Source organism: Pseudonocardia sp. P1 (assembly GCF_000178675.2).
In the GTDB taxonomy this organism is placed as follows: Bacteria; Actinomycetota; Actinomycetes; order Mycobacteriales; family Pseudonocardiaceae; genus Pseudonocardia.
Window position 1 is genome coordinate 1,723,879 of sequence record NZ_ADUJ02000001.1, and the last position, 20,181, is coordinate 1,744,059.

Annotated in this window: 18 protein-coding genes; 13 read left to right on the forward strand and 5 right to left on the reverse strand. The window is 76.1% G+C overall.

Going from position 1 to position 20,181, the window contains the following annotated elements; all coding sequences use genetic code 11:
• The first annotated feature begins 18 nt into the window (after positions 1–18).
• Complete coding sequence (gene glmS, locus PP1_RS07525) at positions 19–1,830, forward strand: glutamine--fructose-6-phosphate transaminase (isomerizing) (RefSeq protein ID WP_010225305.1); 1,812 nt, start codon at positions 19–21, stop codon at positions 1,828–1,830.
• A gap of 171 nt (positions 1,831–2,001) precedes the next feature.
• Positions 2,002–2,574: a L,D-transpeptidase gene (locus PP1_RS07530; RefSeq protein WP_139323822.1), complete on the forward strand. Its 573-nt coding sequence runs from the start codon at positions 2,002–2,004 to the stop codon at positions 2,572–2,574.
• Positions 2,575–2,619: 45 nt separating this feature from the next.
• Here the strand turns inward: PP1_RS07530 and PP1_RS07535 are convergent, their stop codons facing one another.
• Together PP1_RS07535 and PP1_RS07540 are read right to left on the reverse strand one after the other, a co-directional pair.
• Positions 2,620–4,053 (reverse strand): DHA2 family efflux MFS transporter permease subunit, encoded by a 1,434-nt coding sequence (locus PP1_RS07535; RefSeq protein ID WP_010225308.1) that lies wholly within the window; start codon positions 4,051–4,053, stop codon positions 2,620–2,622.
• On the reverse strand, positions 4,050–4,730 hold the full coding sequence (locus tag PP1_RS07540) for a TetR/AcrR family transcriptional regulator (RefSeq protein ID WP_249265955.1): 681 nt from the start codon (positions 4,728–4,730) through the stop codon (positions 4,050–4,052). Before PP1_RS07540 ends, PP1_RS07535 begins: the two co-directional genes overlap by 4 nt.
• Positions 4,731–4,890: 160 nt before the next feature.
• Here PP1_RS07540 and PP1_RS07545 point away from each other — a divergent pair, with 160 nt between their 5' ends.
• The 3 genes from PP1_RS07545 to PP1_RS07555 are packed head-to-tail and all read left to right on the forward strand — an operon-like array spanning position 4,891 to position 9,531.
• Positions 4,891–6,108: a cytochrome P450 gene (locus PP1_RS07545; protein ID WP_029239236.1), complete on the forward strand. Its 1,218-nt coding sequence runs from the start codon at positions 4,891–4,893 to the stop codon at positions 6,106–6,108.
• 37 nt (positions 6,109–6,145) lie between these two features.
• Positions 6,146–7,960 carry a flavin-containing monooxygenase gene (locus PP1_RS07550; RefSeq protein ID WP_010225313.1) on the forward strand — a complete coding sequence of 605 codons (1,815 nt, stop codon included), beginning with the start codon at positions 6,146–6,148 and terminating at the stop codon, positions 7,958–7,960.
• Positions 7,957–9,531, forward strand: a complete 1,575-nt coding sequence (locus PP1_RS07555; protein WP_010225315.1) for a hypothetical protein — start codon at positions 7,957–7,959, stop codon at positions 9,529–9,531. The genes PP1_RS07550 and PP1_RS07555 overlap by 4 nt, the downstream gene beginning before the upstream one ends.
• Before the next feature lie 17 nt (positions 9,532–9,548).
• Here the strand turns inward: PP1_RS07555 and PP1_RS07560 are convergent, their stop codons facing one another.
• Complete coding sequence (locus PP1_RS07560; protein WP_227012652.1) at positions 9,549–10,199, reverse strand: TetR/AcrR family transcriptional regulator; 651 nt, start codon at positions 10,197–10,199, stop codon at positions 9,549–9,551.
• Between the two features lie 259 nt (positions 10,200–10,458).
• On the opposite strand from PP1_RS07560, the gene PP1_RS07565 reads away from it, so the two are divergent.
• A complete protein-coding gene (locus PP1_RS07565; RefSeq protein WP_075314079.1) occupies positions 10,459–12,654 on the forward strand; it encodes a WD40 repeat domain-containing protein in 2,196 nt (731 codons plus the stop codon).
• Between the two features lie 17 nt (positions 12,655–12,671).
• Here the strand turns inward: PP1_RS07565 and PP1_RS07570 are convergent, their stop codons facing one another.
• The gene (locus PP1_RS07570; protein ID WP_029239778.1) at positions 12,672–13,538 is read right to left on the reverse strand and encodes a universal stress protein; all 867 of its coding nucleotides are present in this window, start codon (positions 13,536–13,538) and stop codon (positions 12,672–12,674) included.
• Positions 13,539–13,733: 195 nt separating this feature from the next.
• Here PP1_RS07570 and PP1_RS07575 point away from each other — a divergent pair, with 195 nt between their 5' ends.
• Both PP1_RS07575 and PP1_RS07580 read left to right on the forward strand, forming a co-directional pair.
• Positions 13,734–14,966 carry a S8 family serine peptidase gene (locus PP1_RS07575; RefSeq protein WP_060573006.1) on the forward strand — a complete coding sequence of 411 codons (1,233 nt, stop codon included), beginning with the start codon at positions 13,734–13,736 and terminating at the stop codon, positions 14,964–14,966.
• 3 nt (positions 14,967–14,969) lie between these two features.
• The gene (locus tag PP1_RS07580; protein WP_010236475.1) at positions 14,970–15,200 is read left to right on the forward strand and encodes a hypothetical protein; all 231 of its coding nucleotides are present in this window, start codon (positions 14,970–14,972) and stop codon (positions 15,198–15,200) included.
• A gap of 12 nt (positions 15,201–15,212) precedes the next feature.
• Here PP1_RS07580 and PP1_RS07585 read toward each other — a convergent pair whose 3' ends face one another.
• Complete coding sequence (locus tag PP1_RS07585) at positions 15,213–15,995, reverse strand: SDR family NAD(P)-dependent oxidoreductase (RefSeq protein ID WP_033200189.1); 783 nt, start codon at positions 15,993–15,995, stop codon at positions 15,213–15,215.
• 139 nt (positions 15,996–16,134) lie between these two features.
• Here PP1_RS07585 and PP1_RS07590 point away from each other — a divergent pair, with 139 nt between their 5' ends.
• The 5 genes from PP1_RS07590 (at position 16,135) to PP1_RS07610 (ending at position 20,166) form a co-directional block, all read left to right on the forward strand.
• A complete protein-coding gene (locus PP1_RS07590) occupies positions 16,135–17,298 on the forward strand; it encodes a helix-turn-helix domain-containing protein (protein WP_075314078.1) in 1,164 nt (387 codons plus the stop codon).
• A gap of 122 nt (positions 17,299–17,420) precedes the next feature.
• Positions 17,421–18,269 carry an alpha/beta fold hydrolase gene (locus PP1_RS07595; protein WP_010232454.1) on the forward strand — a complete coding sequence of 283 codons (849 nt, stop codon included), beginning with the start codon at positions 17,421–17,423 and terminating at the stop codon, positions 18,267–18,269.
• A gap of 366 nt (positions 18,270–18,635) precedes the next feature.
• Positions 18,636–18,845, forward strand: a complete 210-nt coding sequence (locus tag PP1_RS07600; RefSeq protein ID WP_145982655.1) for a three-helix bundle dimerization domain-containing protein — start codon at positions 18,636–18,638, stop codon at positions 18,843–18,845.
• 70 nt (positions 18,846–18,915) lie between these two features.
• Positions 18,916–19,389, forward strand: a complete 474-nt coding sequence (locus tag PP1_RS07605; RefSeq protein ID WP_010232455.1) for a VOC family protein — start codon at positions 18,916–18,918, stop codon at positions 19,387–19,389.
• 84 nt (positions 19,390–19,473) lie between these two features.
• Positions 19,474–20,166: a DUF899 family protein gene (locus tag PP1_RS07610; protein WP_010232457.1), complete on the forward strand. Its 693-nt coding sequence runs from the start codon at positions 19,474–19,476 to the stop codon at positions 20,164–20,166.
• Positions 20,167–20,181 lie beyond the last annotated feature (15 nt).

Sequence of the window (20,181 nt, forward strand, 5' to 3'; positions counted from 1 at the left end):
CCAGGAAGGGAGACCTGCATGTGCGGGATCGTGGGGTACGTCGGGCCGCGGGAGGCCGCGGCGGTGCTGCTGGACGGGCTGGCCCGGCTGGAGTACCGGGGGTACGACTCGGCGGGGCTCGCCGTGGTGCACCGCAGGCGCGTCACCGTGCGCCGCACCGCGGGGCGGGTCGACGACCTGCGGGACGTGCTGGGCGACGAACCGCCGCGCGGCCGGACCGGGATCGCGCACACGCGGTGGGCGACCCACGGAGAGCCGAGCGAGGGCAACGCGCACCCGCACACCGACGCGTCCGGGCGCATCGCCGTCGTCCACAACGGGATCATCGAGAACGCCGACGGGCTGCGTGCCGGGCTCGTCGCGCGCGGGGTCCGGCCGGTGTCCGACACCGACACCGAGGTGCTCCCGCACCTGATCGCCGAGGCGTTCGACGCCGGCGCCCCGACCCTCGCCGACGCCGTCCGGACCGCGCTCGCGCCGGTCGAGGGCACCTACGGGCTCGCCGTCGTCGACGCGCACCGCCCCGAGGAGATCGTCGTCGCCCGCAACGGCAGCCCGATCGTCCTGGGGATCGGCGACGGCGAGATGGTCGTCGCCTCCGACCTCGCCGCCGTCGTCCGGCACACCCGCCAGGTCGTCTTCCTCGACGACGGCGAGCTCGTCACCGTGCGGGCCGACGGGATCGAGGGCGCCACCCGGATCCCGCCGACCACGGTGGACACCGAGTCCGAGGACTACGCGCTCGGCGGGCACCCGGACTTCCTGGCCAAGGAGATCGCCGAGCAGCCGGACGCCGTGCGCCGTGCACTGGCCGGCCGTCTCGACACCCGGTTCTCCACGACCCGGCTCGGCGGGCTGGAGCTCGACCCGCGGGACCTGCGCGGGGTGCGCCGGGTCCTGTTCCTCGGCTGCGGCTCCGCCTACTACGCCGGGGAGATCGGCGCCGGTCTGGTCGAGGAGCTGGCGCGCATCCCGGCGTCGGCCGAGCCCGCCGGGGAGTTCCGGCACCGGAACCCGGTCGTCGACCCCGACTGTCTCTACGTCGCGGTCAGCCAGTCCGGCGAGACCGCCGACACGCTGGGCTGCGTGCAGGAGCTGCGCCGCAAGGGCGGACGCGTGATCGGCGCGGTGAACGTGATCGGCTCGGCGATCTCCCGCGAGTGCGGCGCGGGGGTGTTCCTGCACTCGGGGCCGGAGGTCTCCGTCGCCTCGACGAAGGCCGTCACGAACATGGCCGTGTCGTTCGCGATGCTGGCCGTGCTGCTGGGCCGGGTCCGGGACCTGTCGGTCGCCGACGGGAGGCGGGTCGTCGAGGCGCTGGCCGCGCTGCCCGGCCACATCGACACCGTCCTCGAACAGGACGGGGAGATCGCCGAGGTCGCGAAGCGGTACGCCGACGCGTCGTCGATGTTCTTCGTCGGCCGCACCCGCTGCAGCCCGGTCGCGCGGGAGGGCGCCCAGAAGCTCAAGGAGATCTCCTACGTCCACGCCGAGGCCTACCCCGCCTCCGAGCTCAAGCACGGCCCGCTGGCACTGATCACGCCGGAGATGCCCAGCGTGGTGCTGGTCCCCGGCGACGACCTGTTCGCGAAGAACATCGGGACGATCGAGCAGATCCGGGCCCGCGGCGGCCCGGTGATCGCGGTGACCGACACCGACCTGCCCGACGGGCTCGCCGACGCCGTGCTGCGGGTGCCGCGCACCGAGCCCGAGCTGGCCCCGCTGCTGCTGACCGTGCCGCTGCAGATGCTGGCCCGGCACGTCGCCGTCGCGCTCGGGCGGGACGTCGACAAGCCGCGCAACCTGGCGAAGTCGGTCACCGTGGAGTGACGGCGCGGGAGGACGCAGTGGAGTCACGGCGGGCCGGCCCCGCCGACCGCTCCCCCGCGACCACCCGATCGTGGCTCAACCCCGGGCGAGGTCGTGCGTCGACCGTCACGGAAGCCACCCGTCGGCGTTGTACCGGTCGGGGTACCGACCGAGTCACGAGGAGCCGTGCACGTGCCGAGCAGGACGATCCGCCGGAACCGGGCCGCGACCGCGGCGGTGGCGGCACTGGTCGTCGTCGCCGGGATCGCGACCGCCGGTGTCGCGACCGCCGACGCCGAGGCCGAGAACAGCGAGGCCGCCCGGCAGACGCACGCCGAGAAGCAGGTCCCGGGCACGCCGTGCTCGGTCTCGGCACGGGCCTGCGTCGATCTCGAGACGCAGCGGGCCTGGCTGATCGAGAACGGGGCGGTCACCCACGGGCCGGTGCCGGTCGCGTCCGGCGGGGCCGGTCAGGAGACGCCGATCGGGCACTCGTTCCGCGTGTACCGCAAGGAGGCGGACCACACGAGCGGCGAGTTCACGACGCCCGAGGGGCAGCCGTCGCCGATGCCGTGGTCGGTGTTCTTCGCCGACGGCGGGGTGGCGTTCCACGGCGGTGACCGGGACCGCGCGTCGGCCGGGTGCGTCAAGCTCGACGCCGTCGAGGCGCAGCGGTTCTTCACCGACCTCGAGAACGGCGACAAGGTCCAGGTCCTGAACGCGACCACCGAGCGGGACGAGCGGGCGAAGCTCGCCACCGCCTGAGCGCCGTGGCCCGGGAGCCCGTCGGGTTCCCGGGCCACGCCCTGCTCAGTGCATCGTGACCTCAGGCCGGACGGCCCCGGTGCGGCCCCGCACCAGCAGCGACAGCAGCACCGCGACCACACCGACCCCACCGGCGACGGCGAACGCCGCGTGCAGGCCGGCCGCGTCCGGCGACGGTCCGCCGGGCGCCGAGCCGGTCGCGGCGACGGTCACGAACAGGGCGGTGCCCATCGCGCCCGCGACCTGCTGCAGCGTGGAGAGGATCGCGCTGCCGTGCGAGTACAGCGAGTCCGGCAGCGAGCCCAGCGCCTCCGTCATCAGCGGCGTCATCATCAGCGACAGCCCGCCCATCAGGACCAGGTGGTAGGCGATCACCACCCAGAGCGGGGTGGCCGGGCCCATGGTGGAGAACAGGCCCAGCCCGGCCGCCATCAGCACGGCACCGGGGATCACCAGCGGTCGCGCGCCGACCCGGTCGAACAGCGCACCCACCGGACGGCCGAGCAGGCCGAGCAGCAGCCCGCCCGGGAGCACGGCGAGGCCGGAGACCACCGTGCTCACCCCCATGACGGTCTGCAGGTACAGCGGGAGCAGCACCGCGGCGACGCCGATCAGCGACAGCAGCACCAGCGCGGTCAGCACCAGCGCGACGACGAACGGCCGCTTCTGGAACGGGCGCAGGTCGAGCAGCGCGCGGCTCTCCCGCTGCAGCCGCAGCTGGCGGGCGACGAAGAGCGCGAGCGCGACGAGGCCGGCGACGACCGGCACCCACGGCGGGATGCCACCACCGCTGCCCTTGCCGATCGCGGACAGCCCGTAGACGAGGCCGCCGAACCCGACGGCGGAGAGGATCACCGACAGCACGTCCAGCGGGACCGGGCGGCCGCCGCCGTCGAGCCGCAGGAAGCGGGCACCGACCGCCAGCGCGGCCACGGCCAGGGGCAGGACCAGCCAGAACATCCAGCGCCAGCCGAGGCCGGCGAGCACGGCGCCGCCGATCGTCGGGCCGATCGCCGGGGCGACCGCGATGACGATCGTGATGGTGCCCATCGTCGCGCCGCGGCGCTCCTGCGGGACCAGCCGCAGGATCGTCGTCATCAGCAGCGGGATCATCATCGCGGTGCCGACGGCCTGCACGATCCGGCCGGCGAGCAGCACCTCGAACCCGGGCGCGAACCCGGACACCGCGGTGCCGGCGGTGAAGGTGCCCAGCGACGCGAGGAACACCTGACGCGGGGTGAAGCGGTCCAGCAGGTAGCCGGTGGTGGGGATGACGACGGCCATCGTCAGCAGGAAGCCGCTGGTCAGCCACTGCACGGTCGTCGTCGGCACGGCGAGGTCGACGCTCAGGTCGCGGAGCGCGACGCTGAGGATCGTCTCGTTGAGGATCATCACGAACGCGGCGCCGACCAGGACACTGATCAGCAGGCCGGTCCGGTGCGCCGGTACCGGGTCGGTACGGGGCGGGGTGGTGGTCACTCGGGGTCTCCTGCCCGGTGGTGGGTGGACGAGGGTGGGGCGGGGTCCGCGTCGACCCCGTGGGCGGCGGCACGCAGCGCGGCGGCGAGCCGCTCGACCGGATCCGACGGCCGGGTGCCGCAGACGAGCTCGGCGGCGAGCTCCTCGCCGTTGATCCGGAGGGCGGCGGCCATCGCCGCGGCGTGCACCCGGACCGCGAGATCGTCGGCCGGGCGGCCCAGCCGTCCGGCGAGGACCTCCGCCAGCACCGGCTCGGACCGCTCGTGGACGGCCAGCCAGACGGCGCGCAGTCCCGGCTCGGTCGCCGACAGCGCGATCACCGTGAGCCCGGCCTCGGCGTCGGCGGCAGCCTCGGCGTCGGCCGGCGGGTGGTACTCGGCGATCAGGTGCTCGTCGAGCGTCCGGTCGGCGGGCCAGCTGCGCAGGGCCTCGACGATCGCGTCGATGCCCCGCGCCAGCACCGGCTCGACGCAGCTCTCCTTCGAGCGGAAGTAGCGCCACAGCGTGCGGGCGGAGAGGCCGACCTCCTTGGCGATCCGTTCCCCGCTGGTCCCGGCGACGCCGTGCTCACGGAACAGCGCGACGGCGGCCCGCGAGATCTCCAGCCGCAGTCGCGCACGGCGCCGGTCGGTCATCGGCGCACGACCGCGGACGGGTGCGGGAGCGGACAGCGTCACGACGCCCAACCCCCTGTCACGCAGTGCCTTGTTGTCACTGACTGACACTAACGACGACCCGACCGGGCGTCGACGAGACGCTCGTCTCAGCATGCTTTATTGGCAGTATCTGCCAGTATTGACGGGCATCCCGACCGCGATCCGTCCCGAGGAGCGCACCGTGACCACCACCGAGAACGGCTGTCCGTACGCCCGCAGCTACCCGCTGGGCGAGGCCCACGAGCTGGAGTTCGACCCCGGCTACGCCGAGCTGCGCCGCGAGGAGCCGCTGGCCAGGATCCGGATGCCGTACGGCGAGGAGGGCCGGCTCGCCACCCGCTACGACGACGTCCGCACCGTCATGTCCGACCCGCGCTTCAGCCGGGCCGCCGTCGTCGGCGCCGACGTGCCGCGGGCCCTCCCGGAGCGGCCCGGCCAGCCCGAGTCGATCATCAACATCGACCCGCCGGAGCACGGCAGGCTGCGGCGCCTGGTCGCGGCTGCCTTCACCGCCCGCCGCGTCGAGCGGATGCGCCCGCACGTCGCCGGGATCGCCGACGACCTCGTCGACGGGCTCGTCGCGGGCGGCAGCCCCGCCGACCTGGTGTCGGCGGTGTCGATGCCGTTCCCGGTGATCGTGATCTGCGAGCTGCTCGGCGTGCCGCTCGACGGGCGCGACACCTTCCGGGCCGCCGCCGACGCGGCGCTGTCGACGTCGGCCGTCCCGGTCGAGGAGCGGCGGCAGGCCATGACCGACCTGCACACCTACATCGCCTCGCTCGTCGCCGAGCGCCGGGACCGGCCGGACGGGCCCGGCGACGACGTGCTCGGCGGCCTGGTCTCGGCCCGCGACGACGACGGCGACCGGCTCTCGGAGGGCGAGATGGTCTCGCTCGGCTCGGCGATCCTGCTCGCCGGCCACGAGACCACGATGAACATGACCGGCAACATGGTCCGGACGCTCCTGCACGAGCGCTCCCGCTGGGACGCGCTGGTCGCCGAGCCCGACGGGATCCCGGCCGCGGTCGAGGAGATGCTGCGGTTCATCCCGCTCGGCAGGCAGGCCGGGCTGCCGCGGATCGCCACCGCCGACGTCGAGCTCACCGGCGGCACCGTCCGCGCCGGGGAGGCCGTGCTCGTCTCCACCAACGCGGCGAACCGCGATCCCGAGGTCTTCGACGACCCGGACGCACTGCACCTGGACCGCTCCCCCGGCGCCCACGTCGCGTTCGGCTACGGCCCGCACCACTGCCTCGGCGCGTCGCTGGCCCGCATGGAACTGCAGACGATCCTGCGCGCGCTCACCACCCGGCTGCCCGGGCTCGACCTGGCCGACGACGTCGAGTGGCGCGCCACCTCGGCCGTGCGCGGCCCGGCCCGGCTGCCGGTGACCTGGTGACCACACCCGACCCCCGACTCCCCGGAGGAACCCCGCGGTGACGACCGATGCCACCCCCCGCCCCGACGCGGGCGACCCGACCGCCGCCGACATGGACCGGCTCCGCGAGCGCTACCGCACCGAACGCGACCGCCGGATCCGCACCGACGGCACCGCCCAGTACCGCACCGCCACCGGCGACTTCGGCTTCTACGCCGACGACCCGTGGTCCCCGCCCGGGGACCGGGAACCGGTGCACGACCACGTCGACGCGCTCGTCGTCGGTGGCGGGTTCGGCGGGCTGGTCGCCGCCGCCCGGCTGCGCGAGGCCGGTCTGGAGCGGATCCGGATCGTCGACGTCGCGGGCGACCTGGGCGGCACCTGGTACTGGAACCGCTATCCCGGCATCGCCTGCGACATCGAGTCGTCGATCTACCTGCCGCTGCTGGAGGAGATCGGCGGGATGCCCAGCCGGAAGTACCCGCCGGGCGAGGAGATCCGCGGCCACGCCCGGGCGATCGGCGAACGCTTCGACCTCTACACCGACGCCCTGTTCGGCACCGAGGTCACGTCGCTGACCTGGGACGACGCCGGACACTGGGACGTCAGGACGGACCGCGGAGACGCCGTCACCGCGCGCTTCGTGGTGATCTCGTCGGGGCCGTTCAACCGGCCGAAGCTGCCCGGGATCCCGGGCATCGAGGACTTCGCCGGGCACACGTTCCACACCAGCCGGTGGGACTTCGCCTACACCGGCGGCGACGCGACCGGCGGCCTGGACCGGATCGGCGGGAAGCGGATCGCCGTGATCGGCACCGGCGCCACCGCGATCCAGTGCGTGCCGCACCTCGCCGAGGGCGCCGCGCACCTCTACGTCGTGCAGCGGACGCCGTCCTGTGTGGACGTCCGAGACGACGCCCCCTACGACGCGCAGTGGTGGTCGTCGCTCGAACCCGGCTGGCAGCGGCGCCGCCGCGAGGACTTCCTGCACCTGATGAACATGCTGCCGCCACGGCACGGCGGCGCCGGGGACGACGGCGTCGCCGACCGGTGGACCGACACCGCGCCGATCCGCGGCGTCGCCCGCTACGCCCGCACCCACGGCACCGAGTCCCTCGCCGACGCCCTCGAGATCGCCGACGCCGAGAAGATGGACGAGATCCGCGCCCGGGTGGACACGGTCGTCGACGACCCGGCCACCGCGGACGCGCTGAAGCCCTGGTACCGGCAGATGTGCAAGCGGCCCACGTTCAGCGACCGCTACCTGCAGGCATTCAACCGCGACGACGTGACGCTGCTCGACACCGGCGGCCAGGGCGTCGAGAAGATCACCCCGGCCGGGCTCGTCGTCGACGGCACCGAGTACCCGGTGGACGCGATCGTGTTCGCCACCGGGTTCGAGCTGGGCGCCGACCCGGCCACCCGCGCGGGTGCGGACGTCCGCGGCCGGGACGGGCTCGCGCTGGGCGAGAAGTGGGCCGACGGCCTGTCCACCCTGCACGGCTGGGTCAGCCGCGGGTTCCCGAACCTGTTCCACGTCGGTGCCCTGCAGAACTCGGCGTCGGTCAACTTCACGCACGTGCTGGAGGAGCAGGCGACGCACATCGCGGCCGTCGTCGCCGAGGCGGGCCGGCGTGGTGCGACCGCCGTCGAGCCCACCGCCGGGGCCGAGGACGCCTGGGTGGCGACGATCCGCGACCGCGCGGTCGACCAGCAGGGCTTCCTCGCCGAGTGCACGCCCGGCTACTACAACTTCGAGGGGCGCCCGCGGAAGCGGAACGAGCAGTTCGGCGGTGGACCGGTGGAGTTCCACGAGATCCTGCACGCCTGGCGCGACGGCGGGATGGACGACGTGTTCGAGGGGCCGCGGTGAGCGCCCGCCCCGTCGCGGGGCCACTCTCCGGTCCGCTGTGGACGGCACCCGGCCTGCGGGCCGAGCCACTGTGCCCGCCGAACCCGCTCTGGGCCTCCAACGGGATCGCGTTCGGCCCGGACGGCCGGTTGTGGATCGCCCAGTTCCTCGGCGGCACGGTCGGTGCGCTCGACCTCGGCACCGGGGAGATCGAGACGGTGCTCGGGCCGGACGGCCCGCTGACCGCCCCGGACGACCTGGTGTTCGGCGACGGCGGCGAGCTGTTCGTCGTCGACCTCCCGGCCGGGCTGGTGTGGCGGCGCGACCCGGACGGTGCGACGACCGTGGTGGCCGACGGGATCGTCGCGCCGGACGGGATCGCCTGGCACCGCGGCCGGCTGTTCGTCAACGAGCTGGTGCCGGAGGGCAGGCTCCTGGAGATCGACCTCGCCGGCGGCCCGCCCCGGGTGCTGGCGGACGACCTCGCGCTGGGCAACGCGATGCAGGTGGGCCCGGACGGGCTCCTCTACTACCCGCACCTGCTCTCCGGCGAGGTGTGGCGGGTCGACCCGGACGGCGGCACCCCGGAACGGGTCCTCGCCGGGCTGGACCGCCCGGTCGCCGTCCGGTTCGACCCGGCCGGGCGGCTGCGGATCCTGTCCAACGGCGAGCGCGGGACGCTGTGGACCCACGACGGCGACGGGCCTCTCCGCGAGCTGCACACCGGGGTCGGCGGGGCCGACAACGTCGCGTTCGCCCCGGACGGCACGGCCTACGTGTCCGGGGCGTTCCACGGCGGCGTCCACGCCGTCGACCCCGCCGGGACGGTGCGCGTGATCGTGCCGGAGGGGCTGAACGGCCCGTTCGGGATCGCCGCCGCCCCGGACGGGATCCTGGCCGCGGACCACTTCGGACTCGCACTCGTCGCGGACGGCCGGGCCGGCGCGCTCGGCGACGTCGTGACCGAGGTCCGCGGCGGCGTCCGCGGGATCGCCCGGCGCGGCGGGGACACCGTGCTCACCACCGACGCCGGCGGCGTGTGGCGGGGCGCACCCGGCGCGTGGAAGCCCCTGGCCGGCGGGCTCGGCTCCCCCACCGGCGTCGCCGAGGCCGGGGACGGGGTGCTCGTCGCCGAGACCGCCGCCGGGCGGGTGCTGCACGTCGCCGACGACGGCACCGTCACCGTCCGCGCCGACGGGCTCGACCGGCCGGTCGGCGTCGCCACCGGTGAGGACGGGTGCGGGTACGTGACCACGACCGGTGGCGGCCGGGTCCTCCGGCTCGACGACGACGGCGGATCCACCGTGCTCGGCGCCGGCCTGCACCGTCCGGAGGGGCTCGCCGCGTCCGGCGGGGCGCTGTGGTGCGCCGAGGCCGGGACCGGGCGGCTGCTGCGGATCGACCCGGTCCGGCGGGCCACCGGCGTCGCGGCGTCGGGACTCGCGTTCGACGTCCGCCCGCCGCACGTGCCCGACGACTGCCGCAGCGGCGCCGCCCGCCGCCCGGCACCGTTCGCGGGGGTCACCGCCGACGGGGACGGGATCGTCGTGGCGTGCACCGGCGCGGGGAACCTGGTGCGGCTCGGGAGCTGACCCGATCCGCCGGCCGGTCAGGCCGGTGGGCTCGCCGCGACGCCGTGGGTGGCGGCCCGGACCGCCGTCGAGAGCCGGGCGGTCAGGTCGTCGACCGGGGGCTCGTGGCCGTCCGCCGTGACGGCCGCGATGTCCTCGGTCGCAATCCGCAGCGCCGCGTTCAGCGCGGCGGCCTGCACCCGGACCTCGATGTCACCGACGTCGCGGCCGAGCCGCTCGGCGAGGATCCCGGCCAGCACCGGCTCGGCCCGCTCCTGCACGACGAGCCAGATCGCGCGCAGCGCGAGCTCGTCGCGGGACATCCGGACGACGGCCAGCACGAGCTCACCGTCGTCCGGGCCGCCGTCGTCGTGCTCCGGGAAGTCGGTGAGGAGGTGCTCCTCCAGCGACCGGCCGGCGGGCCAGCGGGCCAGGCAGGCGGTGAAGGCGTCGGTCGAGAGGCTCAGCACCGGCTCGACGCAGCTCTCCTTGGTCCGGAACCAGCGCCAGAACGTGCGGGCCGACAGGCCGACGGCGTCGGCGATCTGCTCCCCGCTGGTCCCGGCGACGCCGTGCTCGCGGAACAGCCGGATCGCCGCCCGGGAGATCTCGAGCCGCTGCAGGGCACGACGGCGGTCGCTCATCGGCCGCCGGCCGCGCCGCGCCGCCGGTGCCGTCTCCGCCGCCACGTCCACGCCTCCCCCGGATCGTCGGGCGGTCAGCGTACTGGTCGGGATCCGGGGGCCCCCGCATCCGGTGCGCGCCGTTCACCGCCCCGACGGCCGGTCACCGCGGGGAATCCGGCGTTCGCCCGTCCGGGGCACCGCCGGTCACCGAGCGGCCGGAACCGGTCACCGCCGGTCGGCCCGTGACACCCCCTCGCGCGTTAACGATGGAGCGCGGGGCCCGACATGCAGACGGCCGCCGACCCCGGGGAGGAACCACCGCATGCCCGTCGAGATGTTCTGGGACGGACTGGAGCAGCGCGTCGCAGGCGGCGCCCTGCACGACGGGGCCGGTGACCTGACCCCGCCGGCCGGCGTCAGCGCGGCGGCGGTGCGCCGCGTGCTGGACCTGGAGGCGCACCACCTGCGCGACCCCGATCTCGCCGGGCAGGCCGCCGGGCTGCCCCAGCAGCTGCTGGCCCGGGCGGCCGTCACGGGCGAGGACGCGCTGGCCGGGGCCGCGCGGGCCCGGATCGAGTCCCGCGGGCTGTCCGCGCTCGCCACCCGCTGGCGGACGCGGCCGCCGTCCGCGGCGCTGCTGCGCATCCTCGACGGGCACGGCGACGCCCTCACCGGGCTGGCCGTCGACCCCGGCGGGGCGCTGCTCTCGGTCGACGCCTCCGGCGGCGCGGTGGCCTGGGACCCGGCGACCGGGACGCCCGTCGCCCACCCGGTGACGGGGCCGTGCGGGCCGGAGCGGGCCGCCGGTCCGGCGCCCGTGCTCGCCGTCGCGACCACCGCCGACGGCGGGCTGGTCGCGGTCGCGGGGTCCGACGACGTCGTCCGGGTGCGGGCCGCGGGCGGCGCCGAGGTGGCGGCCCTCACCGGGCACACCACCCCGGTCACCGTGCTCGCCTTCGCCGACGCCCCCTCCGGTGCGACCCGGCTGCTGGGCGCCGCGCTGGACGGCACCGCCCTGGTCTGGGACGTCGTCCGCGGCACCGCGGTGGTGCTGTCCGGGCACGACGGCCCGGTGCGGGCGCTCGTCGCGACGGCGTCCGGGCGCGCCGTGACCGGCGGCGACGACGGCACCCTCCGCGCCTGGGACACCACCACCGGTGCGCAGCTCGCGACGCTCCAGGCCGACGCGGGCGTCACCGGGGTGGCGGTGACCGGGCCGGAGGAGCTGCTCGCCGTCACCGCCGACGGTGCGGTGCACGGTTTCGTGATGACCGCCGGCGTACCGCACGACGCGGTGGTCCTCGACCGGTCCGGCGCCCCGGCCACCGCCGCCGGCCCCGCGGGTCCGGGACGGGCGCTGGCGACCCGGGCGGACGGCACCGTCGAGCTGTGGTGGACCGGCGACGAGCCGGGCCGGGTCACGCTGACGGGGCACGGCACCGCGGTGCGGGCCGCGGCCGCGAACGCCGACGGCACGCTCGTCGCGACCGGCGACGACCACGGCCGGATCCTGCTGTGGGACCCGGCCGCCACGGCACCGGCCGGGGACCGCCCCGGCCTCCCGGAGGCCGTCGGCGCGATCGTCGTCGCGGGCGGGCTGATCGTCTCCGCGGCCCGCGGCACCGGTGAGCTGGTCGCCCTCGACCTGCGGACCGGCGACGAGTGCTGGCGCTGCGACGGCGGGCCCGGCCCGGTGTGGTCCGACACCGCCGGGATGCGGATCTTCACCGCGTCCGGGGGCACCGTCACCGAGCGGTACGCCGCCACCGGGCTCGCGGCCGGGTCGGTCGAGGTCCCGGGCCGGGTGCTGGCCGGGCGCGGGACGCTCGTGGTGGTCGGCGACGGCGACCGGGTCGCCGTCGCCGACGCGCGGACCGGCCGGATCTACCGCAGCGCGACGACCGGGGCGCCGGTCCGGCGGGCCGCGCTCACGCCCGGCGGGAGCACCGTGCTGCTCGGCGCGGACACCGCGCTCGCCGCGTGGCGGCCTGCCGCGGGTGATCCGGTCGTCGTGCCGCTGCCCGGCTCGATGCTCGCGGCGGTCGCGATCGACGACGAGGGCTGCCACGCCGTCGCCGCGGACGCCGACGGCCGGGCGCACGTCTGGACGGTCGGCACGGACCGGGTGACCACGGTGCGCGCCGACCCCGTCCAGCTCTGCGCCGCGACCGCCGCCGGCGGGCACCGTGCCGTCACCGCGGGCACCGGCGGGACCGCGCTGCTGTGGGACCTGACCCGGGCCGCCGTGCTCGTCCGCACCCCGCTCGACGCCCCGCTCACCGCGCTGGCCGCGGCGCACGGGAGCGTCGTCGCGGGCGACGCCTGCGGCGACACGCACTGCCTGGACCTCCTCGACGGGGTCTCCGCCACGGGGCCGACCATCCCGGTCCCGCGGGACGGCGCCGCGGAGCCCGAGCCCGCGCCGCCGGTGGTCCCCGAGCAGGCGGGCGCGCCGGAGCAGGGCGCCCCGTCCGGGCAGCCCGCGCCGCGACTGCGGCGGCTCCTCGGACTGCGGTGAGCGGGGGGCCGGGCCGCTCAGGGGCGTGCGACCAGCACCGGGCAGTCCGCGTGCCGCAGCAGCGCCTGCCCGACCGACCCGAGGAGCAGGCCGGCGAGACCACCGCGGCCCCGCGACCCGACCACGACCAGCCCGGCCCCGGCCGACTCCGCGATCAGCGCGTGTGCCGGGCGGTCGCGGACCACGATCCGCTGCACGTCGACGTCGGGATACTTCTCCGACCAGCCCGCGAGACGCTCGGCGAGGACCTCCCGCTCCTCGGCCTCCAGCGCGGCCGCGTCGATCAGCACCGCGACGGCCGGATCGAGGACGACGTCGGACCAGGCGTGCACAGCGCGCAGCGGCACCGACCGCCGGGACGCCTGCTCGAACGCGGGCCCGACCGCGGCCTCCCCCGCCGGGGAACCGTCGACGCCGAGCACCACCGGCAACCCGGCGTCCGGGGCCCGCTCGCCGCGCACCACCAGCACCGGGGAACCGCCGTGCGCGGCCACCGCCACCGCGACCGAGCCCACGAGCAGGCCGCTGAACCCCCCGAGGCCGCGGCTCCCGACGACGGTCAGGGACGCGCCGCGCGACTCCTCGGTGAGCACGTCCGCCGGGTACCCGGCGCGGATCTCGGACTCCAGGTCGACGTCGATCCCGGACACGAGCGCGGCCGCGCCGGTCAGCGCCTCCTGCAGCGTGCCGACGACCTGCGCGCGGTAGGCGGGTCCGAGCCCCATGTCGTGGCGGTGCCCCGGCGGCAGCGGGGTGTACACGGCGACCAGCCGGAGCCGGACGCGCCGGGCCACCGCCTCCGCCGCCGCCCACCGGACCGCGGCCCGGGCGGACGCCGACCCGTCGATCCCGACGACCACCGGACGACCCTGCTGGTCGGACATCACCACACCCCCGTCCACCGGCGTCCCTCGCCGGTCACGGCTCCACACTGGTCCGCGGAGCCGGGCGGGCACCGGAGGCGTCCGTCCCCCGGGGCCCGGGGCGGAGGACCCGGGTGGAGCCGGTCGCGCCGCGGTGCCGCACGGCCACGGGTGCGGCACGATGTGTGATCACCGGCGGCGATCATCGGAGGCGACATGGCGGACACGCACACGGGGCGGTACCTGATGGTGCTGAGCGACGACCTGCTGGACGACGACACCGCCGCCCGGGCCGCGGTGCAGGAGCTGACCGGCCTGGCCGACGTCACCAGCAGCCGCGACGCGCGGTCCGGCGTCCGCCCGACGCTGTTCTCCCGGCTGGGGGTCGCGGTCGCCGAGCTCGACCCGGACCGGCTCCGGTCGGCCCGTGCCGACCGGCGGGTCCTGGGCGTCGAGCCCGAGCGGGTGCAGCGGGCGCTGACCGGGCCGGGCCTGTCCGCGGACTACCTGCGGGGCTTCGCCGACGCGGCCGCCCACCTCGCCGACCGGGCCGCGGCCGCCGTCGCGGACGCGGCACCGGCACCCGCGCGGTTCGCCGACACCGACCGGCTGACCTGGGGGCTGCAGGCCACCGGGGTCGACGTGTCCCCCGAGACCGGCGCCGGGATCACCGTCGCTGTCCTCGACACCGGACTCGATCTCGGCCATCCCGACGTCGCCGGACGGCAGATCGAGTCCCGCTCGTTCGTCGACGGGCAGCAGGTGCAGGACGCCCAGGGCCACGGCACGCACTGCGTCGGCACCTCGTGCGGACCGGCGGGCCCCGCCGAGGGCCGGCGCTACGGCGTCGCCCACGAGGCCCGGATCCTGGTCGGCAAGGTGCTCGGCGACGACGGCTCGGGCACCGACGCCGGCATCCTCGAGGGCATCGAGTGGGCGATCACCTCCGGGGCGCACGTCGTGTCGATGTCGCTCGGCGCGGACCTCGACGAGGTCTCGGCCGCCTACGAGAACGCGGGCCGTCGCGCCCTCGACGCGGGCGTGCTGATCGTCGCCGCGGCCGGGAACAACGCCGAGCGCTCCGCCGGCAACGCCGGGTTCGTCGGCGTCCCGGCGAACAGCCCGTCGATCATGGCCGTCGGCGCGGTCGACGCCGCGCTGGCGATCGCGGACTTCTCCGCGGCGTCGTCGTCGGTGGAGGGCGGCCAGGTCGACATCGCGGGACCGGGCGTCGACGTCTACTCGGCGTGGCCGATGCCCCGGCGGACGAACACGATCTCCGGCACGTCGATGGCGACCCCGCACGTGTCCGGGATCGCCGCGCTCTGGTCGCAGCGCACCGGTGCCCGCGGCCGCGAGCTGTGGACGCAGCTGACCCAGGCCGCGCAGCGGCTGCCGCTGCCCTCCGGCGACGTCGGCGCCGGGCTCGTCCGGGCGCCGGGGGCCTGAGCCGTGGCCGGCCGGGTGCTGGTGTCGGTCGCCGACGGGCACGCGATCGACGACGTCGCCGCCGCCTGCTCGGCTGCCGGGCTGCAGGTGGAGAAGGTGCTGCGCGGGGTCGGCGTCGTCGTCGGGACCTGCGACGACGAGCACCGGGACGGCCTGTCCGCGGTCACCGGTGTCGGTGCGGTGGAGCCGGACCGGGAGGTCCGTCTCGACCCGCCGGACTCCGGGGTGCAGTGAGCCGGTGCCGGCTCAGGACCGTGCGGACAGGCCGCCGTCGACGGGCAGGCAGACCCCGTTGACGTAGGCGGCGGCGTCGGAGGCGAGGAAGAGCGCCGCGTTCGCGACGTCCCACGGCGACCCCATCCGGCCGGTCGGGCTGAGCGCGTCCCGCTCGGCGCGGGCGCGCTCCGGGTCGGCGGTGTGCAGCTGGCGCCCGACGAGCGGGGTGTCGATGTAGCCGGGCAGGACCGCGTTGGCCCGGATGCCGTCCCGGGCGTGGGTGAGCGCCAGCGCGACGGTCAGCTGGTTCAGCGCGGCCTTGCCCGCCATGTAGGCCGGGTAGTCGTAGCCGAGGTGGCGCACGGCGGCCAGGGACGACACGTTGACGATCGCGCCGCGCCCGGCGGCCAGCATCCCCGGCAGGGTGTGCTTGCAGGTCAGGAACGCGCCGGTGACGTTCAGCGCGAGCGCCCGGTCCCAGGTCTCCCGGCTCAGCGCGGTGACGCCGCCGGTGACCGCGACACCGACGTTGTTGTGCAGCACGTCGGGGGTGCCCAGCGCCGCGGCCGCCGCCGCGACGGCCCGCTCGACCGACGCCTCGTCGGTCACGTCCGCGGTGAGGGCGACCGCCCGGCCGCCCTCGTCGGAGATCGCACGGGCGGTGCGGTCGGCCGCGTCGCCGTCGAGGTCGACCGCGGCGACCGCGGCACCCGCCCGGGCGTAGGTCAGGGCGGCGGCGCCGCCGTTGTTCGTCCCGTCGCCGTCCGATCCGGCGCCGAACACCAGCACCACCCGGCCGTCCACACCGATCACGTCCCCCGCCTCCCCGCGCCGTCCGCCGCCGATCCGGTGCCATGGTGCGTCCGGTGACCCGGTCGGCGGCACCGCGTGATGTCGTGTGTCCGGGCCGGGGATTCCACGCACTGTCGGACGGGCCCGGGAGGAGGCCGCGGTGACGCCCGGTGCGGACCTGCAGACGCTCGTCGACGACCTCGCCGACGAGCTCGGCCGGTCGGTCGTGGTGAACGACCCGATGGTGCGGATGCTGTGCACCAGCAGGCACTTCGGTGACGAGGACGCGGTCCGGGTGCGCGCCGTCCTGCAGCGCGACGCCGGTCCCGAGGTCGGCGCGCACGTGCTCGGGCAGGGCGTCGCGCGCTGGGGCGGGCCCGGGTTCGTGCGGGGCGGCGAGGAGCTCGGCATGCACGACCGCTGGTGCGTGCCGCTGCGCGAGGACGGCGTGCTGCTCGGCCTGCTCATGGTGATCGACGCCGGCCGCACCCTGGCCGCGGCGGAGCGGGCCCGGATCGACGAGGTCGCGCGGACGGCCGCGGCGCTGCTGCACCGTGACCGCACCGGTGCCGGCGACCGCGAGCGTGAACGGCTGCTGCTCCGCCTGGTCGGCCCCGATCCGCTCGACCGGGCGGCCGCGGTGCGCGAGAGCGGGACGACCGGGCCGGGCGCGGCCGCCGTCGTCGAGGTCGGTGCCGCGCTCCCGGCGCCGGAGGTCGAGGTGGCGTTGCGCGCGACGGCCGGGTCACCGGGCCGTCGTCCGGACCGGACCCTCGCCGCCGTGGACGACGGCCGCGCGGTCCTCGTCGCCTCCCGGCCCGACGTGGACGTCCTCGCCGCCGACGCCGAGCGGATCGTCCGGTCGGTCGAGCACCTGCTCGGCCGTACCGGGGTCGCGGTCGCGGGGATCGGGCCCGTCGTGCCCGGTCCGGAGCTGCTGTGGCGGTCGGCGGGCCGGGCCGCGGCCGCCGCCCGCGGTGCCCGGCTGGTGCCCGGGCTGGGTCCGGTCGCGCGGTGGGACGGTCTCGGGCCGTACGCGCCGCTGCTGCAGCTCCCGCCCGCCGAGCTGGACGCGGACCTGGTGCCCGCGCCGCTGGTGGCACTGCGCGCCGACCCCCGTGCCGCACGGCTGGTCGAGACCCTGCGCGCCTACCTCGACCACGGCGGCTCGATCCCGCGGACCGCGCAGGCACTGCACCTGCACCGGACCTCGCTGTACTACCGGCTGGACCAGATCCGGGCCGTCACCGGGCTGGACCTCGACGACGGCCGGGACCGGCTGCTGCTGCACCTCGGGCTGCTCGTCGCCGACCTCACGGGCTGAGCGGGCCGGAGGCGTCCTACAGAGCGTGGAGAGCCGCCGCCGACGTTCCACGTCCCGTTCCTGGTGGCGGGCCGTGGCCCGGAGCAGAGTGTCGGTCACCTGTCGACGACGCGGGAGCAGCCATGCCGACCTTCACCACCTCCGACGGTGTCGAGCTCACCTACCGCGACAGCGGTCCCGCGTCCGGTACGGCGGCACCGCCGCTGGTCATGCTGCACGGCTGGGGACAGACCCAGGCGATGTTCCGCCACCAGCTGACCGGGCTGGCGGGCGGCCGCCGGGTGCTGACGCTGGACCAGCGCGGGCACGGCGTCTCCGAGAAGCCGCACCACGGGTACCGCATCGCCCGGCTGGCCCGCGACGCCCAGGAGTTCCTCGACCACCTCGGGCTCGGGCAGGCGGACGTCCTCGGCTGGTCGATGGGTGCCTCGGTGTGGTGGAGCGTCGTCGACCAGTACGGGACGGGCCGGATCCGCAGGCTCGTCGTGGTCGACCAGCCGGCGGCCGTCGCGGCGGTGCCGTGGATGTCGGCAGGCGACCAGCGCGACAGCGGCGCGATCTTCGACGTCGCCGCGCTCGTCTCCCTCTGCGCGTCGCTGGACGGGCCGGAGGGCCGCAAGGCCGCGACCGACTTCGTGCGCGGCATGTTCAGCGGTGACACCGACCCGGAGGTCTGGGCGTTCGTCGAGCAGGAGATCGCGTCGACGCCGCCGCACGCCGGGGTGCCGCTGCTGTGGGACCACTGCGCGCAGGACTGGCGCGACGTGCTGCCCCGGATCGACGTGCCGACGCTGGTGATCGGTTGCGACGGCAGCCACGTCGACCCGGGTTCGCAGCGCTACATCGCCGACCGGGTCCCGGACGCGCGCCTGCACGTGTTCGGACGCGACGTCGCGAGCTCGCACTTCCCGTTCCTGGAGAACCCGCCGGCCTTCGACGCCGTCGTCGCGGAGTTCCTCGACGGGTCCTGACCCGCGGCACCGCACGGCCGGTCGTGGGCCCGGCCGGACCGCGGCCGTCGCGGGTGTAGAATATGCGTTCGACGCCACGCCCCGCCCCGTCCTACGGTGGCGACGGTCGCCGGCCGCGGCCCGGGAGATCCCGGGCACCGGACCCGGTGATCGTGCGGGTGTCCACCGAGTGAAACACGCGGCGGTCCGCGACCGAGGACCCCGCGTCCGGGAACTTCCGACCGGGCACCCGTGCCCGGCACGGCCGACCCGGCCACCGGCACGTCCGGTGCCCGCGGGGCCTCCCGGCACCCACCGACCCACCGCCCGGAGCCGCGGACCACCGCGCCCGGGCCCGCCCACGACGAAACGACACCGACCGTGCACGTGACCCTGGACCCACCCCCCGACACCTCCGTCCCCGGCGCCGTCGCCCGGCTCTCCGCCGAGTTCGCCGGCCGCGTCCCCGAACGGCTCGTCGACGCCGTCGTCCGCGGCTCCCGGCGCGACCTCGACTCCGCCCCGCACGCCGCGCTGCCCGAGCTGGTCGAGCGGCTCGCCCGCCAGCGTCTCCTCGACGGCGCCGGCGAGGCCTGATCCCGCGACCGTGCATGCTGGGGGCCGTGTCCACGACCGGTCCCGCACCGCAGGAGGGGGAAGACGCGCGATGGGCGACGACGTCCCGCACGACCAGCAGCTGACCGAGGCCCGGTGGACGCACCTCGCGTTGCCGACCGGGAACCTCGACGCGGCGATCGACTTCTACACCACGATGACCCCGCTGACCGTCGTCGAACGCTTCTCCGACGACGCCGGCGAGAGCGTCTGGCTGTCCAACGCGAAGCAGGTGGAGACGCCGATGGTGCTCGTCCTGGTCTCGTTCGACCAGGACCGCGGCGAGGAGCTGGGGCTGCTCCGCCCGTTCGCGCACATCGGCATCGAGGTGCCGCACCGGGCCGACGTCGACGCGGCCGCCGACCGCGCCCGGGACGCCGGCTGCCTGCACTGGGAGCCGCGCCAGATGCCCGGCCCGGTCGGCTACATCTGCGCCCTCACCGATCCCGACGGCAACGTCGTCGAGTTCTCCCACGACCAGAAGGTCTTCTCGTCGGTGCGGGAGCGCTGGGGCTCCGGCACCTGACGGGCCGCGCCGCGGCCACCGATGAGTACGGCGCGGCGAGGGAGTCACCACCTCCAGACAGGAACACGACCGTCCGGAGGCACCATGTCCACCACCGCCACCGCCCTCCCGCCCGTCGTCGACGCCGCGACCTGGCAGTCCGAGCTGGCCGCGCTGCGGGTCCGGGAGAAGGCCGCCACCCGCGAGCTCGACGCCGTCGCCGCGCAGCGGCGGCGGCTGCCCATGGTCGAGATGCCCGACTACGTGCTCGACGGCGAGGACGGGCCCGTCCACCTCGCCGACCTCTTCGGCGAGCACCCGCAGCTGATCGTCTACAGCCACATGTGGCACGCCGGTGCGCAGTGGCAGTGCGGCGGCTGCACCGGGTTCACCTCGCAGTTCACCCGGCTCGCCGGGCTGGAGAAGTTCGACGCCCGGTTCGTGATCGTCACCCAGGGCCCGATCGACGAGGCACTGGCCTACAAGCACCGGGTCGGCAACACGATGACCTGGTACTCGACGGCGAACAGCACGTTCGGCAGTGACGTCGGTGCCCCGCCGGACGCCGGGTTCGCGGTCAACGTGTTCCTGCGTGACGGGGACACCGTGTACCGGACCTGGCACACCGACGGCCGCGGCACCGAGCAGCTGAGCTACCTGTTCGGGCTCGTCGACCTGCTGCCCTACGGCCGTCAGGAGGTGTGGCAGGACTCCCCGGAGGGCTGGCCGCAGGGTCCGACGTACAGCCGGTGGGCCGGCCCGGAGGAGATCGCCGCCGCCTACGGCGAGGGCCGCTGACCGGCACCGGACCGG